The sequence below is a fragment of the Bacillus cereus group sp. MYBK222-1 genome (genome assembly GCF_051916425.1).
Lineage (GTDB): Bacteria > Bacillota > Bacilli > Bacillales > Bacillaceae_G > Bacillus_A > Bacillus_A paranthracis.
In genome coordinates, this window is sequence record NZ_JBQAGP010000001.1 from 1,509,958 (window position 1) to 1,525,756 (window position 15,799).

Consider the following 15,799-nt stretch of genomic DNA (forward strand, 5'->3'; position numbering starts at 1 on the left):
GAATAAAGCTCGATATTCCGCAAATACTATCCATAGTATAAGCCTGCTTCTTACCCGGCTTGTACTTCTTACCATTTAAGGATGATCAAAACGGGTTACGCTATATAAAAGCATAACCCATTTTTAATGAAATATTTTATTCCATATACGTTTAAACAATGGAGGAAAATGATGAAACATATTGTTGCTTTATTAATTAAATATACAGCGATAACTGCAGTATTACTAATCATACTTAGTATCTTTACAGGCATTTCAATTCCTAGAGTATTACTAATTTCTCTTTTCCTTACAGGAGCTGCCTATTTAATCGGAGATCTCTTCATTTTACCTAAGTACGGAAATATGATTGCTACAATAGCAGATTTAGGCTTAAGCTTCTTTGGCATTTGGTTACTAACATCCTTATTTACTGATTTAGATGCTACTCGTAATATTGGACTTTCTTCATTTATAGCAGCTTTAATTATTGGTGGAACAGAAATTTTCTTCCACATTTATATGAAGAGGCTAGTATTGCGTAACGACAATGAATTAAGAAATCACAATCATATTCATCATGATAAATATGCTATGGAAATGTCAGATGAATATATAGATTCTTCCACAATAAATAAATCCAAACTTGAGGATACATCTAAAAAATAAAAAAGTGGCCAACGCCACTTTTTTATTTTTGTTTATTAAGCTTGATCTGAATTTCTTACATGTAACGGAGGTGGAACTACCCACCCTTTTTTCTTACTTAAACGTAGCAACGTTACACCTGCCTGCGCTTTTTTCATATGAAATTGTCCAAATAACATACCTACATCTTCTCGAAGGCATTTTCCCATTACTTGACTACATGTGACAAGTCCAGCTGCTAATCCTGTAGAAACAGCAGCAGCAATTTCTGCATCATTAATACGTGCTCCAGGAGGAATGTCTTCGATAGATGCAACTGGTCGTTCTGGAGGAGCAGGCGGTAAAGCAACCCCATTAACTTTTAAAAGCGCCTTTAATTCTTCTATTTCCGAATTCATATCATTTTCAATTAAGCCTTCTAAAAACTTCTTCAAATCTTCATCACCTGTATGATTCATAAACACTTGATGACTTGCAATCGCACCCTGTGCAGCAAGAAGATAACTCCAAATGTCGAATACTTCTCCGTAATGTAACGGCTCATTTTGAGGATTTCCACTTAATATACCCATTTTTAAATTCCTCCCTTTCGAAAATATCATAATAAATATTGATTTCAATATTGAAATCAAATTTTTAAGTATGCTTTTTCCTGCAAAAGCTTTTCTACTATGCATGGAAAACACCTTTCCAACACTGCGTGTTTATTGTTTAGGAAAGTAGTTTACAAATAAAATACCCAAAGATTATGAAAGAAGATTATCAATAATCTTTGAGTGAGAATTCATTTACTATAAGGGTTTGTTTTTTATACATATACAAAAGAAATTGATTTACATATTCGCTATATTTTATACGAATTTCCTTAGCGGTTAGCTCTACCACCAAGTTGTTGTTCAGCCATTGCTACTAAACGTTTTGTAATTTCACCACCAACAGATCCGTTTGAACGAGCTGTTGTATCTGCACCAAGTTGTACACCAAACTCTTGTGCAATTTCATATTTCATTTGATCAAGAGCTTGTTCAGCACCTCGAACTAACAATTCATTACGACTTCCACTGCTATTGTTTGTCATATCGTTTCACCTCCGATGTTTTTAATATGCTACGAATTATGAAATAATAGTTATCCTTTTTGTGGGAATTGGATTATGAATAAATATTGAGTTTCTTCTTAAAATAGGGCAGAAGACATAAGAAAGAAGAGTTGCTATAACATACTGTCATAACAACACTATGTATTGATTCCTCTTTACTAAAGATTTCTGTTTTGCCAAGAGATACATATAAATTATAAAAAATGATTCCTAAGGAGATATGAGATGAAAGCCGTAACCTATCAAGGGCCAAACCAAGTACAGGTTAAACAAGTGGATGATGCAAAATTAGAGAAAAAAGATGATATTATTGTAAAAATTACTTCAACCGCTATTTGCGGTTCTGATTTACATTTATATCAAGGCAACATGCCTTTACCTCCAGGGTACATTATTGGTCATGAACCAATGGGAATTGTTGAAGAAGTTGGTCCAGATGTTACGAAAGTAAAAAAAGGAGATCGTGTTGTGATCCCCTTTAACGTTGCTTGTGGACATTGTTTCTATTGCCAACATGAAATGGAAAGTCAATGTGATAACTCGAACCCTCATTACGATTCTGGCGGGTACTTTGGTTACACAGAGAAATTTGGTAACCATCCAGGTGGACAAGCAGAATATTTAAAAGTTCCTTTTGGAAATTTCACTCCATTTGTTATACCGGAATCATGCGAACTTGAAGATGAATCCCTACTATTTTTATCAGATGTTTTACCAACAGCCTATTGGAGTGTAATAAACGCAGGCGTTAAGCGAGGTGATACTGTTATCGTCCTTGGTTGTGGACCTGTTGGATTAATGACACAAAAATTTGCTTGGATGCAAGGTGCTAAACGTGTAATTGCAGTGGATTACTTAGATTATCGGATGAATTATGCAAAAAAGATTAACAATGTTGAGGTATTTGAGTTTACAAAATTCCCAGATATGGGAGAACATTTAAAGGAAATTACACATGGGGGTGCCGATGTAGTCATTGATTGCGTGGGGATGGATGGAAAAAAATCGCCCCTAGAATTTCTGGAACAAAAATTAAAATTACAAGGCGGAACTCTCGGCCCTATTCAAATCGCTACGAAAGCCGTAAGAAAATATGGAACAGTTCAAATGACCGGCGTTTATGGTGGCAATTATAATGCATTTCCACTCGGGGCATTTTGGGTTAGAAATATTAACCTTAAAATGGGACAAGCACCTGTCATTCATTTTATGCCGGAACTATTTGAAAAAATAACAAATAAAGAATTTGATCCAAAAGAGATTATTACGCACAAAATCCCCCTTGAAGAAGCGAGCTACGGTTATCAAATTTTCAATAATCGTGAAGATGATTGTATAAAAGTCATTTTAAAACCTTGAAAATTGATATGTGGCTGGATCTTTGATTTTTCTATGCAGTAGACTGCTAAAAATACCCTACTGCATAGAAAGATACTCTAATTCACTTCCATTACATCACCAAACTTAAACATTCTTTGATTATGAAAAGCGTCGGTACAAATAATCGTCTTATTTAATGGATTTATTTCAGCTACTGTTATGTAATTTTTATATAGGTAGCCATTTTTATAATATGTAAGTAAAACTTCTTCCTCACCTAAATATGAAATTAACAGCTTATTTTCAATCCTTTCTTTTTCATCTTGCGTTAAGATTGGACGCGGAACTGTTGTTTGCTCCTGTATCATTTCTTTAATACAGGTGAACTGCTCTGGCATACTGGCAAACGGTTGCCACTTTACCATCCCTCTTCCTTTTGGTATATTTGCATTCCTCACGATTTGTGTCCTCCTAATAATGTATTTCTATATCTTGCTGTTGCGACGCTCGTGTAGGAAATCCCACGTAAAATACTGTTCTTACCAAATCGTGTTCGAATTTCGTCCATAACCTTCGTTAATCGCATTTCTTTTTCCCTTTGTATAATGTTATCAAAAAGTGAAATTTGTTCTTCTCCTTCATGTATTAAATTAGTTAGCGAAACACTTATTGATCGAATCGGTTCTCCTGCATGTCTCTCGTATAAAAAATAAGTACAAACATTATAAATATCCATCGTTAAATTTGTTGCTCTGTTTAACGTATGTGCTTTTTTTATTCCTCCTCCGTATTCCTTACTATATCCGACTGAAAAATGAATCGTTTGCGCGTATTTCTTTTCTCGTCTCAACCTATAACAAACTTCTTCTACATGCTCTAATAAAATAACGATGAATTCTTCTATGGAATAATCACGAAATAATATTTGGCTTTTTGCTATAGATGTTGTCGCTGGAACATATTTCTCTGCTATTCTGCTAAAATCAATCCCATTACTATGTAAATGTAATTCTTCTCCTATTACACCAAAGGATTGCTTTAAATACTTCAATGGGTACTGTGCTAAATCCCCAATCGTATGTATACCTTTTCGATTTAATTTTATTTCCGTTTTATACGATATACCCCAAAATTTACTGAGCGGTCTAATACGCCATAACTTCTCGGGTATATCGTCATATGTCCAATGCGCTATTCCATCCTTATTCTTTTTCGCTTCCACATCCATCGCTACTTTACTCAATAATAAATTCGGACCAATACCAATCGTACTTTCAATTCGCGTACGTTCATATATTTCTCTCTTAAACTTTAATGCAAACTCGCGCGGATTACTCGCAAACAAATGAATACTTGCAGTCATATCCATGAAAAACTCATCGATACTATATTGATGAAAATCTTCCGGCGCAACATACTTTAAAGCTAATCCTGTTATGTAAGTTGAACATTTCATATACGTATGCATAATTGGATTCACAATAATAATATCTGACCGCTTCGGTATTTCGTACAACCGTGCCATCTTCTTAATTCCTAACGCTTTTAATGGCGGGGTTGCTGCTAATACGATTGATCCACTCCGGTTTACATCTCCTACGACGGCCAATTTTGTATATCGTGGATCAAGTCCTTTTTTAATACATGATACGCTTGCATAAAAGCTACGAAGATCTACACATAAAATAATACGATTCGGTAAAAGAGAATAATCATACAAGGTTATCACCCCTAACAAAAGAACGTTTGTTCTTATTATATACGAACTAACGTTCTTTTTAAAGGTATTTTCATGAAAATTTTGGTTAAAATATCCGTCATATCTATTCACTATCAATTAAGGCAGGATAAACTATGTATACAAAACCGCTAGAATTTCAAATAACTCATAAGTATAAGACTACTAAAACAAACCAATTAACCCCTTATTGTCAAAACATAATTTATATAAAGTGAAACTTTAATCAGTGGGGGTTTTGTTCATCCCCCACCTAACTTCTTTGCTTCCACTGAATTTTGAGGTGGGGGTCTTACTGCCCGTTAAAGCGGGATAAATTGACCTTTTTTATCTTGGACAAAGATGTAGTTTTAACTGTTTGGATCATCTGATTTTAATGTTCCATAGGGGCCAAATTTACCGTCACTATTAATTGGTCACAGTAAGACGTTATTTCAAACCCACAAAAAATAGATTACCTGTACACTAAAAAGTACAGGTAATCTATTCGTTTTTGTGATTAATAAAAACCTAATTTATTTTTTGAATTCTTCCATCAATAATAGACTGAATTGGTTCTTTTGATTTTTTTATGTAATCTACTAATGCTTCAAAATCAGTTGGTCCTGTTTCAGCATCTTTACCGTTTTTAAAGGATACAAATCCATCTCCACCTGAAGCTAGAAATGCGTTTGCAACGACGCTGTAAGTTTTAGAAGAAATAATTTCTTCTCCATTAGTTAGGCGCATATTTGTTACTTTTTCTCCATTAGGTTTGTTTGCATCCCAAGTGTATTGGATCCCTGAAATTTGAAGCATTCTTGTTATATCTTTTTGCCATTGTTGATTTAAAATATCACGAATATCTTGACCCGTTAAATTTACTTTTATTAATTGATTTCCGAATGGTTGAATACCATATATCTCTCCCCATGTAATATCACCAGCATCTAAGTCATTACGAATACCACCAGGATTCATAAGTGCAATTTGAGATTGCATTGTTGCACGCTGGGCATCAGCAACTAAATTTCCAAGAGTAGATTCACCAGCCGTATTTAGTTTGCGATCTAGCGGAGCAATAGACTTACCTACAACTTCATTAACAAGAGGTGCGATTTTTGCTTGATATTTCTCCATCTTCTTCTTTATTTTTTTATCAGGCTCCATGCCTTCATGGTAAGTTGTAACAATTTCTGCTTTTTTCTCAACAATATCTTGTGTTTTACGATCAATCTTTACATCAACATCAGCAAAAGCCATACCGTAAGAATTTGCTTGTACGACAAGTTTATTATTAACAGTTCCATTTACATAAGTGTGGCTATGCCCACCAAAAATAACATCGACTTCTGGATCAGTCTCATTTGCTAATCGGACGATATCACCATTTGTTACGCCGTTCCCATCTGTTGTCCCCCCGTTATGTGCAAGAACAACGATAGATTTAACACCTAGTTTTTTTAATTGCTTTACGGATTTGTTAATAGCTTCAACTTCATCTGTAATTTCTACATTTTTTAGCATAGTAGGCATAACAAGATTAGGCACATCCGTTGTTACGACTCCGATAAATCCAACAGGAACTCCTTGTACCTTTTTTATAGTGAATGGTGGTAAAAATAAACGACCGGTGGATTTATTATAGAAATTTGCGGCAACATATGGGAATTTTGCTCCTTTAAATTTCCCTGTTTTCTCATGGTATCCACCATAAATAAGGCGGTTCATTTCTTCAACACCTTCATCAAATTCATGATTTCCTATTGTTCCAACATCGAATTTCAAATCATTTAGAAATTCAATGGTAGGTTCGTCTTGTAATAATGCTGAAACAGGAGTACTTGCTCCAACAACATCGCCAGCATGTACTTTTAATGTATTCGGATTTTGTTTTTCACGATCGCGTAAATAAGCCCCTAAGTACTCGATTCCCCCTGCATCTTTATTGTTAATTTTTTTTACTGTGTCTAGTTGCCCATGAAAATCGTTAATCCCGAGCATTTGCACATCTATGTAGCGGTTTGGTTCTGTACTTGCTTGGGCTGAAGGCACAGCGAATACACTAGTAAAAGTAACTGTACTTAATGCTAAAGCAACTGGAATGATTTTTTTCAACATAAAATTTCTCTCCCCTAATAATTAAAATCTTACATAACACGATGTTATTTTAATATATTAAGAGGATTATTTCTATAAAAATTCTACTAATTATAAAAATTAATAAGATTTTATCGTTTTCTGACAAAAACATTTCTTTATTTTGAGGATTATTCAAAATATTATCTTGATAGTAATATAGCAATCCACCTAAGAGACAAAAAAACTCTAATCCATAAATTTTAGCCGTTAAGAAAAATATTCAACTCGAAACTAATAGAGATTTATCAACCTAACATTTCAATATCAACATTTAAAAATGAGCAAAAATTTCGTTATAGAAGATTTCGATTCTTTAAATTGGTTACAGTGGTGCACTACGCCGCATTCAAAAAGATGCTCCTGGATTTATCCAAGAGCATCTTTTATAAAGCTTTATTTTTCACTTGTTTCTCAACTATCTTATGATATTTAATACCCCTCATATTTTTAAACAAAACTACTTAGTAATCGTATGAAAGGCTGCCTAACCGTTTTAACGGCACCTCTAAGTATAAGCCTATTGTGCTTACGTCTAATTAATAAGGATCTGATTCATGGCTTTTCTTTACTGCATCTTTTGTTGCTTCGTTTGCAGCTAATGAACCTTGGCCATATTTTGATTTACTTACTTCGCGGCCTGGAAGTTTGTTTTCCGTTTTAGCTTCTTTCATTTTCTTTTCAATACCTTCTTTAACACGACGGCCATAATCTTCATCAGCTTGTGTGAAGTGTTCAATCATCGCATTCTGAATTCTTTTGTCACATACTGCAAGTGCTTCAGATAGATTTTTAACCAACTCATTTCGTTCCCACTCCTCAAAACTACGATACGTGTGACCTGCTTGACCATAATTATTAGGACGATCGATTGGTGCACTCATAGCAGCCGCATTGTAAGTTGGTTGGTGTGGATGGTGCTTTTCTTGTTTTGCATCTTTATAACCACCCAGCATAGATGGCTCATAGTTAATATGCGGATTTTCTCCAGACTCTTTCGGATTACGCATATCCATTTGACCACGATGTTGATTTGTACGAACAGGTGCTTTAGGTGCATTAACAGGTAATTGTAGATAGTTTGCACCAACGCGGTAACGTTGCGTATCTGAATAAGAGAAAGTACGACCTTGTAGCATTTTATCGTCTGAGAAGTCCATGCCATCAACAAGTACTCCTGTACCAAAAGCAGCTTGTTCAATGTCTGAATGGTAATCAACTGGATTACGATCAAGAACCATACGTCCTACTGGTAACCAGGGGAACTGCTCCTCTGGCCAAAGCTTCGTATCATCAAGAGGATCAAAATCGAGTTCTGGATGATAATCATCCTCCATAATTTGTACAAATAGCTCCCACTCTGGATAATCTTTGCGCTCAATTGCTTCATATAAATCTTGTGTTGCATGACTAACATTCATTGCTTGAATACTGTTTGCATCTTCTTGTGTTAAATTTCGAATTCCCTGCTTCGGCTCCCAGTGATATTTCACCAATACCGCTTCGCCTTTTTCATTTACCCATTTATAAGTGTTTACACCAGATCCCTGCATATGGCGATATGTTGCTGGAATACCCCATGGAGAAAATAAAAATGTAATCATATGCGTTGCCTCCGGGGTACGAGAAACAAAATCAAACATTCTCTGAGGATTCGCCACATTCGAAACCGGATCAACCTTAAACGCATGAATCATATCTGGGAACTTCATCGCATCACGAATAAAGAAAATTTTTAAATTATTCCCTACTAAATCCCAGTTACCATCTTCCGTATACATTTTCACTGCAAAGCCTCGTGGATCCCTTGCTGTTTCTGGTGAGTCCTTAGCTCCAGCTACTGTAGAAAAACGAACCATTAACGGTGTTTTTTTGCCAGCCCCCGAAAACACTTTCGCACGAGTATATTTTTCTACCGGCTCATCTCCAACTTTTCCATACGTTTCAAAATACCCAAATGCTCCAGCTCCTCGCGCATGTACTACACGTTCTGGAACCTCTTCTCGATCAAAATGAGAAATTTTTTCGATGAAATGATAATTTTCAAGTGTTGCTGGACCACGATTCCCAATTGTTCGGATATTTTGATTATCCTTCACAGGGTGCCCCTGTCGTGTTGTCAATGTCTCACGTTTCACGTCTTGTTCATCTAGAGAATTCATGTCCTGGTTTTCTTCCATAATTGAAAACCTCCTCAAAATTATTCACCTTTAGGTATTTCCATTTATTAGAAAAAATATGATGGAATTGCAAATTATTTATCATGTATCAATTAACAATGATATAGTTTTAATCAGTCCTTTAAGAATAATAGGAGTTCTTCATGTGTTAATTTCCCACTATATTCAAATGGTACAGTTGCATCTGAATCACCATGAATAACAAGGGTAGGTATATTAATCTTGGCTAAATCGCCTCTGAAGTCTGTTTTGCTAAAAGCAGCGATATCTCTATTGTAAAATCGAAATGATACTACCCCAATTAATAAATATTACTAACCGTATATCTATCATATATTTTATAAACAAGATTAATTAGATTTAAAAAAGGATTTCTTTTTCTTTACTCGTAATAAGTCACCTGTCCATCCTTTCACTCTCATATACAAATACATACCACCTGTTGTGAAAATAATAAATAAGAGAGCAATTAAATAGCTATATTTCCATTCTAGTTCAGGCATATATTTAAAATTCATCCCCCACAATGCTCCTAAGGCCGTCAAAGGCGTACTTACAGCAGTTAATACAGTAAGAGCTTTCATAATCTCATTCCCACGATGTGAAGAAACAACTTCTTGTAAATGAATCATCGTGTCCAATTCTTCTTGGTACTCTTTAACAAGTTGTAATCCACGCTCTAATTTTACGTTTGTTTGCTTATAACAAAGAGTGTTTGTTAAGTTTTCTAACCAAGCTTCTTTCAGGCCTTGTAACACTTCTTGTATTAAGCGAAACACATGTGTGTTCATAAATAGTTCATGACGAATATGATAAATTCTTTCTAAAACTGCTATGTTATTATGATGATAAAAATCCCATAATACATTCCTAAAATTGTTTTCGAAATAGTCAACCTTTCGCAAGTAGTGAGATATAAAGATTGATAAGATAGCACATAATCCTTCAGCGGAACTATTACAATTTTTCACACTAAAAGAGGAATTATATATTAATTTTTGGAAATCCTCTTCCTCTTTTTCCTGGACCGTTATGAGTATTCCATGAGCTACGAAATAATGAAGAAATTTTTGAATTTTGGCGTCCTTTTTATCTTGATCAAATAAAAACGAACCATATACACAAGTTTGACTTGATGATAACGTATAAACATATAATCCATTTTCACAAGGAGAACTTATTTTCTTTATAAATTGAGAGAAATAAGATGTTACATCACGAGGAATTATAGAAGAAAGTTTTTCAAGCTCACTAGTTTTCACATGATACCAACTCCATTTCGGCATTTTTATGCATTCCATATTATTCTTCCTTTCTGAACAGTTTTATGTTTGATCGAATCATATCCGTAATATGAAATTTGTATGTAGGTATTCATGTCTTGGAGGAAAAGTTTTTAGATCAACTAAATTACAAAACAAATGGCATAGGAGGTCTTATTCTATTAAAAGGAAGACCCCCTATATATTAGCTATTTTTATTCTCAAATTTAAACATTTCCTCTATACAAGCACTTTTTATCTTTTCTTATAAAGCATTTTTTATATATGGAAAAGAAGCTACATAATTTGGCACGTCTATTCAACGAACTCCATTTCGGTCGTTATTATAATTTAGATTCATATACAGATTGATTGGTGATGTCGTCAAATACTTGACTTCCAATCATGTAGTATCCATGAAGTGCAGCCTCTTTCGAAGCGTCTACCATACGGAAAGAAGAAATTTCACCTTGTATTTTTTCAATTCGTTTTTTGTGGAGATCTACTATTCCTCCTGTCCAAATAATAGTGTCATACTGGTCTAACTTAAATTGTTCTTGTAATACACGCATAACGTCTTGGAAGTGTGCATCCAACTCTTTTTGAATCAAAGTATGAACCTGACTTGTCTGAGGATCTTCTTCTCGACCTCCATATCCTTTTTCTAATATGTTTGGCATATCGTTAATATGCAATTGATTACTTTCACCCGCATGATTCTGCACGATATTCTTAATATTTTTCAAAGGCTTGCTACATCCTAGTTCCGTCTCATAATGATTTAAAATGACATTCTGTTTCATATCTGTCATTTCTAATGTACGAAATCCACCATCAATAATTAAGATACGATCTTGTTCCTGAATGATTCCCTCTTTTAAGAAATAGGCATGTAAAGCGACCGGTTGCTGAAGAATTAAAGCATTTTCCACCGTAATAGTAATAAATTTCCCATCAATTTGCACAGAAGTTTCTTTTTTTAGTGCACGTTGTAATTGCTCATGCTGACTACCAAAATAAGTGACAGGAAGCCCGGTAACAACTAAAGGTAACACGACATTTTCTTTATAATCCTTTGCAATGCAACCAAATATTTGTTGTTTAAACCGTTCGCTTTCATAATAATTTTCTATTTCTTCGTCAAATGGAGGAAGCAATGAAGCGTCAGATTGATGCGCTTCATTTCCCATGTAGTATGCAAAGTCTAAATCTATAAAACTTACCTTTGTTAAATCTTCACTTTCATCATGATTAGGTACAGGGGCTAGTGTGGAAGCTTCACTCTTAATCGTCACCTCAGAATCTACATCCTGTCGATATGCCCGCTTAGTAAAACCAATTCCTACATCAATTGCATACAGAGATTTCATACTTTCTTCCTCACTTTCTCTTTTTAGAATTAAATCTAAGCACTCTCTTCTTTCATATATTTCTTTTCATTTTTCGTTTTTTCTCCGTCTATGTCCTTACTGTTTTGATTTATTTCGTTATCCTTTTCATCTGTTTTCTTTTTGTTCGTTTCGTTTTCTGTTAAGTCTTTAATGGTAGAAATGACAACTGGTGTGGCTGTAAGCAGTTGTGGTAATGTTTGTTTTGCAACATTAGCTGCAGTTACAGAGAATTGTTTACTTGTTTCGGTTACCTTCTCCAATGTTTCCTTTATGTTTCCTTCTTGCAATTTTTCTTTTACGCTTTTTCCTTTTGTTTGTATCGCTTTCCGATTTTCCTTTTTTAATAAGGAGACTATAACTCCAGTCGTAATCCCAATCATAGCGTATTTAAATATTGTATGTTTCATTTTTTCTCACCCTTCTCCACTTTTATTTTCTTCCATGCTACAAGCTAAAATAATTACCTTACCTATTGCAATCTATTAGAGAGAATGATAGTTTTGCGGTTGCCTATCACTCGCCGTTAGTGTTTCATCTGTTACTAGGAGTAAAATTCTCCCTTGATCTAGTTTTTCTTCATATAAGTTAGCTTCCTCCTTCGACAACCCCATTTCCTCCATTTGATTCCGGAGTTCGTCCCCTTTTTTGGAGAAAAAGTTGATAATACTTGTGCCCAATCCTTGTTCTTTTACTCCAATCGTATTTATATTTGTATCATCCGCAATCTTTTTTGTTAGATGTTTTTCATGTGTTAAGACGTAAATGTCATCTTGGTGAATCCCTTGCAATTCTAGCTCTTTTACTTTCATAACTACTTCCTGTTCATTATCATATTCATGAACCACCGGTTTTCTTTCATTCTTATGCATCGTATTTTTCCTCCTTTAGATTTTTTATTTTCTTATTTAGTTGTTATGTAATATGTAATACACCTATTTTAAAGATGTTAAACCTAAATTTTCAAAAAACTTCACACAATAGGTTATTAATGTTTTTCAATATTAACGAGATGTCACGAGCACTTTCCTTTGATAGCAGTGTTACAAATAACGATTTGTTTGGAAGGCAAGCCCCTTATTTTATAGAAAAATTCTATTTAGAAAAATAAAAAACACTCCTTTTCAAAGAGTGTTTTTAAAAAATATAACCTAATAGTAATGTTTCTATTTTAATCGCAGAAAGAAAGTCTTTATTAAAACATATGGTTGCTAATTTAATTGCAATCTTCCTTGCACCCAAGCAGCAATATCATTTATAACATACTCGGGGATATTAGCATGACATAATATTCATCTGGTTTACTTATTTCCCCATCATCCTCTGTAAAGAAATGATTTAACTTTGGATATAGTCGATAATCAACGTTACCTCGTTCTTTTAGTTGTTCTTTCCAAAGAGGGATTTCGATTTTCGATTGAACTTGATAGTCTCGTTCTCCTTGAATAATAAAAAGCGGTGTCTTTTGTTCTTTTCACATTTCCACTGCTTTCATTTTACGTATAGAATCCTTACTTCACAGGATTTTTTTGCTGTTTTCATTACATCCTTACTATACAAATGAAAATATACAATCATACTAAATATACAAACTTTGCATAAAAAAATGATTTTATAGTATCTTTTTAATATCCATGTCCACCTTGCCAGCCACCATGTCCGCCTTGCCAACCACCGTGTCCGCCCGGCCAACCACCATGTCCGCCTTGCCAACCACCATGTCCACCTTGCCAACCACCGTGTCCGCCTTGCCAACCACCGTGTCCGCCCGGCCAACCACCGTGTCCACCTTGCCAACCACCGTGTCCACCTTGCCAACCACCGTGCCCGCCTTGCCAACCACCATGCCCGCCTTGCCAACCACCGTGTCCACCTTGCCAACCACCGTGTCCACCCGGCCAACCACCGTGTCCGCCTTGCCACCAGCCTGCATAGCCTTGTCTCTGTGAGTTCATTCCTTCGCATCCCTTCTTATTAAAAGTTCAAATACTGTAACTGGGTATTCTCTAAATATAATTATGTATCCCAAAAATAAATGTATCCGCAAACATCCCGATTCTTGGTAAAGTAATTATCTAATGAAAAAAACATTTTCGCGGGATAAAAAATAATACGATTTGCATGAAAGAATAACCATACACTGTTATCCCTCCTTTAAACACCTATTTAAGAAAAACTTAAGAAATTCACTTCTAAATTCATAAGAATTTTTTCCTATACTTAAAATAAGTAATTTAACAAGAGGAGAAACGATCATGAAGAAATTTGTAATTTGCATAATAGGAATAGGTCTTCCTATATACTTACTACCTTTCATATTACGCGGGGATTTAGACAGATTTAATCCGATTGCTGAAGAAAAAAATGTATATGCGGTTGCGCAGGGGTATGGCATTCCAGATTATCATTATAAAGGCCGGGCTATTTACTCACTAAAAGGTGTCGATGAATTAAGCAATGAGAAAGAATATAAAGTGGGAACGAACACCCCTAATGATTTTATAAGAAAAACTTACTTGAAAATTCATGTAAAAGGAAAGTATGTGTATTCTTATGATCTTATCGCTGAAAAGGATATTCCGGAGAAAATAAGGGGACAATTGGAGATGGCAAATAAATAAAAGAGCCAATTCGTACGAGTTGGCTCTTTATTATCTCTCCCACCTATCGTTTAGAGAATTCTTTCGGTAGATTTATTAAATTCGTTATCATTGTTTCAATAGCCATTCTTCCATTACTTTCACTGTTTCATCTCGTTGTGCTTTTGGCGTAATTAAACTCGCATTATCACCTTTTTGCTCGCCATACATGCCAAAATGAGCATGATTGCCCCCTTTTATCATGTGCATAGTTGTATTTTTTGACATGAACTTTTTATTGTTCTCTATTTTTTCTACAGTTGCTAACGCATCTACTTCCCCATAAATTGATAACATCGGAATCGATTTCGTAGAAAAATCATCTGCAGGATAAGAACCTAAGAAAATGATTCCGTCTACCTTTTCTTCATGCTGAAAGGCATACTTAGAAATCATAGCTCCGCCCATTGAATGCCCCGCAACATACCATTTTTGAACTTCCGGATACTTTTCAATTACACTATCTACCTCATTGATTCCAAGTATCGCTAAGTTTAATGGTAATTTAGGCATTACTACAAAATGTCCATCTTTCGCAAGAGCTTCTCCTAAATAACTATAAGCCTCGGCTTCTACTTTCGCTCCTTGATAAAAAATAACACCTATTTTCGCATCTTTCTCTCCAAAAGCTATATAATCTTCATCTTTTTTATCATCTACTAACGACAAAGCCTCTTTCGTCGGTTTGTAACTAAACTGAGACCAAACAAAAAAACTAATACTTCCTATAAGTAAAATACCTAGTAAAGAGTACAGAATAATTTTTATCCATTTCTTCACAAAGATGACCTCCCTAAGATGTATATATTCTATATTTCAGATTACCATTCATACACATAAAAACTCGAGCATTTTTATTATGCTCAAGTTTTTATTTACGTCTTTAATTCATACTATAAATGGTCCAAGATAAATATGTAGCAAATGTAGTCCATAAAAAATACGGGATTAGCAACCATGCCGATACTTTAGATAAATTGGAAGAAAACATAATGAGAAGTAACGTAGTAATAGCGACTAGTAAACAATCTACTGTTGCTAAAAACAAATTCTTTTGGCTAAATTGAAAATAGCTGAACGCTTGATTGAATATATAATTTAAAAGGAATAAAAACCAAAATGTTTTTGGCTTGAATCCATAGTTGTTGTAAATAATTGTAACTGATAATGCAATAAGTCCAAATAATACAGCCCATATCATTCCGATTGTCATACCAGGAGGTGTCCAAGACGGCTTTTCTAACGCATCATACCAAGTACGATCAATAGGAAATAAAACACTAGAAACATAAAACAAACCATATGTTAGTAAAAATACTATAATACTAGATTTTTTCATAAACATTCTCCTTTTTAATAGAAGGTTTTAGAAACTCTATATGATTCGTATGCTCTTTCAATGAATACAACTTTAATACGTAAATAGAC

17 protein-coding genes and 2 pseudogenes are annotated in these 15,799 nt (G+C 34.5%); 4 read left to right on the forward strand and 15 right to left on the reverse strand.

Annotated features, from left to right (window positions below; translation table 11 throughout):
* Nucleotides 1-171: 171 nt before the first annotated feature.
* Nucleotides 172-648 carry a YndM family protein gene (locus ACTFR9_RS07830; RefSeq protein WP_000680662.1) on the forward strand — a complete coding sequence of 159 codons (477 nt, stop codon included), beginning with the start codon at nt 172-174 and terminating at the stop codon, nt 646-648.
* Between the two features lie 35 nt (nt 649-683).
* Here the strand turns inward: ACTFR9_RS07830 and ACTFR9_RS07835 are convergent, their stop codons facing one another.
* Together ACTFR9_RS07835 and sasP are read right to left on the reverse strand one after the other, a co-directional pair.
* Nucleotides 684-1,199, reverse strand: a complete 516-nt coding sequence (locus ACTFR9_RS07835) for a DUF3231 family protein (protein WP_000512120.1) — start codon at nt 1,197-1,199, stop codon at nt 684-686.
* Between the two features lie 293 nt (nt 1,200-1,492).
* On the reverse strand, nt 1,493-1,705 hold the full coding sequence (gene sasP / locus ACTFR9_RS07840; RefSeq protein ID WP_000184021.1) for a small acid-soluble spore protein, SasP family: 213 nt from the start codon (nt 1,703-1,705) through the stop codon (nt 1,493-1,495).
* A 246-nt stretch (nt 1,706-1,951) separates the two neighbouring features.
* Between sasP and ACTFR9_RS07845 the strand changes: the two genes are divergently transcribed.
* On the forward strand, nt 1,952-3,085 hold the full coding sequence (locus ACTFR9_RS07845; protein ID WP_000649071.1) for a zinc-dependent alcohol dehydrogenase: 1,134 nt from the start codon (nt 1,952-1,954) through the stop codon (nt 3,083-3,085).
* A gap of 77 nt (nt 3,086-3,162) precedes the next feature.
* Here ACTFR9_RS07845 and ACTFR9_RS07850 read toward each other — a convergent pair whose 3' ends face one another.
* The 9 genes and pseudogenes from ACTFR9_RS07850 to ACTFR9_RS07890 all read right to left on the reverse strand — a co-directional run bounded on the left by ACTFR9_RS07850 (nt 3,163) and on the right by ACTFR9_RS07890 (nt 12,604).
* A complete protein-coding gene (locus ACTFR9_RS07850) occupies nt 3,163-3,504 on the reverse strand; it encodes a YolD-like family protein (RefSeq protein ID WP_001243172.1) in 342 nt (113 codons plus the stop codon).
* The gene (locus tag ACTFR9_RS07855; RefSeq protein ID WP_000272631.1) at nt 3,501-4,766 is read right to left on the reverse strand and encodes a Y-family DNA polymerase; all 1,266 of its coding nucleotides are present in this window, start codon (nt 4,764-4,766) and stop codon (nt 3,501-3,503) included. The genes ACTFR9_RS07850 and ACTFR9_RS07855 overlap by 4 nt, the downstream gene beginning before the upstream one ends.
* 528 nt (nt 4,767-5,294) lie before the next feature.
* Nucleotides 5,295-6,884 (reverse strand): bifunctional metallophosphatase/5'-nucleotidase, encoded by a 1,590-nt coding sequence (locus tag ACTFR9_RS07860; protein ID WP_061184489.1) that lies wholly within the window; start codon nt 6,882-6,884, stop codon nt 5,295-5,297.
* A 557-nt stretch (nt 6,885-7,441) separates the two neighbouring features.
* Nucleotides 7,442-9,082: a catalase gene (locus ACTFR9_RS07865; protein ID WP_000392241.1), complete on the reverse strand. Its 1,641-nt coding sequence runs from the start codon at nt 9,080-9,082 to the stop codon at nt 7,442-7,444.
* A 113-nt stretch (nt 9,083-9,195) separates the two neighbouring features.
* A pseudogene (locus ACTFR9_RS07870) lies at nt 9,196-9,369 on the reverse strand (alpha/beta fold hydrolase); the annotation flags it as partial.
* A gap of 63 nt (nt 9,370-9,432) precedes the next feature.
* A complete protein-coding gene (locus ACTFR9_RS07875) occupies nt 9,433-10,383 on the reverse strand; it encodes a magnesium transporter CorA family protein (RefSeq protein ID WP_229136678.1) in 951 nt (316 codons plus the stop codon).
* Nucleotides 10,384-10,688: 305 nt separating this feature from the next.
* Nucleotides 10,689-11,714, reverse strand: coding sequence for a ParM/StbA family protein (locus ACTFR9_RS07880; RefSeq protein ID WP_000839467.1), 1,026 nt, complete (start codon nt 11,712-11,714; stop codon nt 10,689-10,691).
* A gap of 35 nt (nt 11,715-11,749) precedes the next feature.
* Entirely contained in the window at nt 11,750-12,142 is a 393-nt protein-coding gene (locus ACTFR9_RS07885) for a hypothetical protein (protein WP_000683204.1), read from the reverse strand.
* Nucleotides 12,143-12,217: 75 nt separating this feature from the next.
* Complete coding sequence (locus tag ACTFR9_RS07890) at nt 12,218-12,604, reverse strand: general stress protein (RefSeq protein ID WP_000549423.1); 387 nt, start codon at nt 12,602-12,604, stop codon at nt 12,218-12,220.
* A 119-nt stretch (nt 12,605-12,723) separates the two neighbouring features.
* Between ACTFR9_RS07890 and ACTFR9_RS07895 the strand changes: the two genes are divergently transcribed.
* On the forward strand, nt 12,724-12,843 hold the full coding sequence (locus ACTFR9_RS07895) for an acyl dehydratase (RefSeq protein ID WP_073535848.1): 120 nt from the start codon (nt 12,724-12,726) through the stop codon (nt 12,841-12,843).
* A 100-nt stretch (nt 12,844-12,943) separates the two neighbouring features.
* Here the strand turns inward: ACTFR9_RS07895 and ACTFR9_RS07900 are convergent.
* Both ACTFR9_RS07900 and ACTFR9_RS07905 read right to left on the reverse strand, forming a co-directional pair.
* A pseudogene (locus ACTFR9_RS07900) lies at nt 12,944-13,242 on the reverse strand (alpha/beta hydrolase); the annotation flags it as partial.
* A gap of 115 nt (nt 13,243-13,357) precedes the next feature.
* Complete coding sequence (locus ACTFR9_RS07905) at nt 13,358-13,687, reverse strand: hypothetical protein (protein WP_001088220.1); 330 nt, start codon at nt 13,685-13,687, stop codon at nt 13,358-13,360.
* 300 nt (nt 13,688-13,987) lie between these two features.
* On the opposite strand from ACTFR9_RS07905, the gene ACTFR9_RS07910 reads away from it, so the two are divergent.
* Nucleotides 13,988-14,353 (forward strand): YxeA family protein, encoded by a 366-nt coding sequence (locus tag ACTFR9_RS07910; RefSeq protein ID WP_000714884.1) that lies wholly within the window; start codon nt 13,988-13,990, stop codon nt 14,351-14,353.
* Nucleotides 14,354-14,440: 87 nt separating this feature from the next.
* On the opposite strand, the gene ACTFR9_RS07915 is transcribed toward ACTFR9_RS07910, so the two are convergent.
* Nucleotides 14,441-15,151, reverse strand: coding sequence for an alpha/beta hydrolase (locus tag ACTFR9_RS07915; RefSeq protein WP_000758802.1), 711 nt, complete (start codon nt 15,149-15,151; stop codon nt 14,441-14,443).
* Between the two features lie 103 nt (nt 15,152-15,254).
* Entirely contained in the window at nt 15,255-15,710 is a 456-nt protein-coding gene (locus tag ACTFR9_RS07920; RefSeq protein WP_000749750.1) for a TspO/MBR family protein, read from the reverse strand.
* Between the last annotated feature and the right edge of the window lie 89 nt (nt 15,711-15,799).

What these genes read in the sequence shown, in the direction of transcription:
- ACTFR9_RS07905 (WP_001088220.1), bottom strand. Translation starts at nt 13,687, where the DNA reads ATGAACTCACAGAGACAAGGCTATGCAGGCTGGTGGCAAGGCGGACAC.
- ACTFR9_RS07830 (WP_000680662.1), top strand. Translation starts at nt 172, where the DNA reads ATGAAACATATTGTTGCTTTATTAATTAAATATACAGCGATAACTGCA.
- ACTFR9_RS07885 (WP_000683204.1), bottom strand. Translation starts at nt 12,142, where the DNA reads ATGAAACATACAATATTTAAATACGCTATGATTGGGATTACGACTGGA.
- ACTFR9_RS07865 (WP_000392241.1), bottom strand. Translation starts at nt 9,082, where the DNA reads ATGGAAGAAAACCAGGACATGAATTCTCTAGATGAACAAGACGTGAAA.
- ACTFR9_RS07910 (WP_000714884.1), top strand. Translation starts at nt 13,988, where the DNA reads ATGAAGAAATTTGTAATTTGCATAATAGGAATAGGTCTTCCTATATAC.
- ACTFR9_RS07895 (WP_073535848.1), top strand. Translation starts at nt 12,724, where the DNA reads ATGTTTTTCAATATTAACGAGATGTCACGAGCACTTTCCTTTGATAGC.
- ACTFR9_RS07860 (WP_061184489.1), bottom strand. Translation starts at nt 6,884, where the DNA reads ATGTTGAAAAAAATCATTCCAGTTGCTTTAGCATTAAGTACAGTTACT.
- ACTFR9_RS07920 (WP_000749750.1), bottom strand. Translation starts at nt 15,710, where the DNA reads ATGAAAAAATCTAGTATTATAGTATTTTTACTAACATATGGTTTGTTT.
- sasP (WP_000184021.1), bottom strand. Translation starts at nt 1,705, where the DNA reads ATGACAAACAATAGCAGTGGAAGTCGTAATGAATTGTTAGTTCGAGGT.
- ACTFR9_RS07890 (WP_000549423.1), bottom strand. Translation starts at nt 12,604, where the DNA reads ATGCATAAGAATGAAAGAAAACCGGTGGTTCATGAATATGATAATGAA.
- ACTFR9_RS07835 (WP_000512120.1), bottom strand. Translation starts at nt 1,199, where the DNA reads ATGGGTATATTAAGTGGAAATCCTCAAAATGAGCCGTTACATTACGGA.
- ACTFR9_RS07880 (WP_000839467.1), bottom strand. Translation starts at nt 11,714, where the DNA reads ATGAAATCTCTGTATGCAATTGATGTAGGAATTGGTTTTACTAAGCGG.
- ACTFR9_RS07875 (WP_229136678.1), bottom strand. Translation starts at nt 10,383, where the DNA reads ATGGAATGCATAAAAATGCCGAAATGGAGTTGGTATCATGTGAAAACT.
- ACTFR9_RS07845 (WP_000649071.1), top strand. Translation starts at nt 1,952, where the DNA reads ATGAAAGCCGTAACCTATCAAGGGCCAAACCAAGTACAGGTTAAACAA.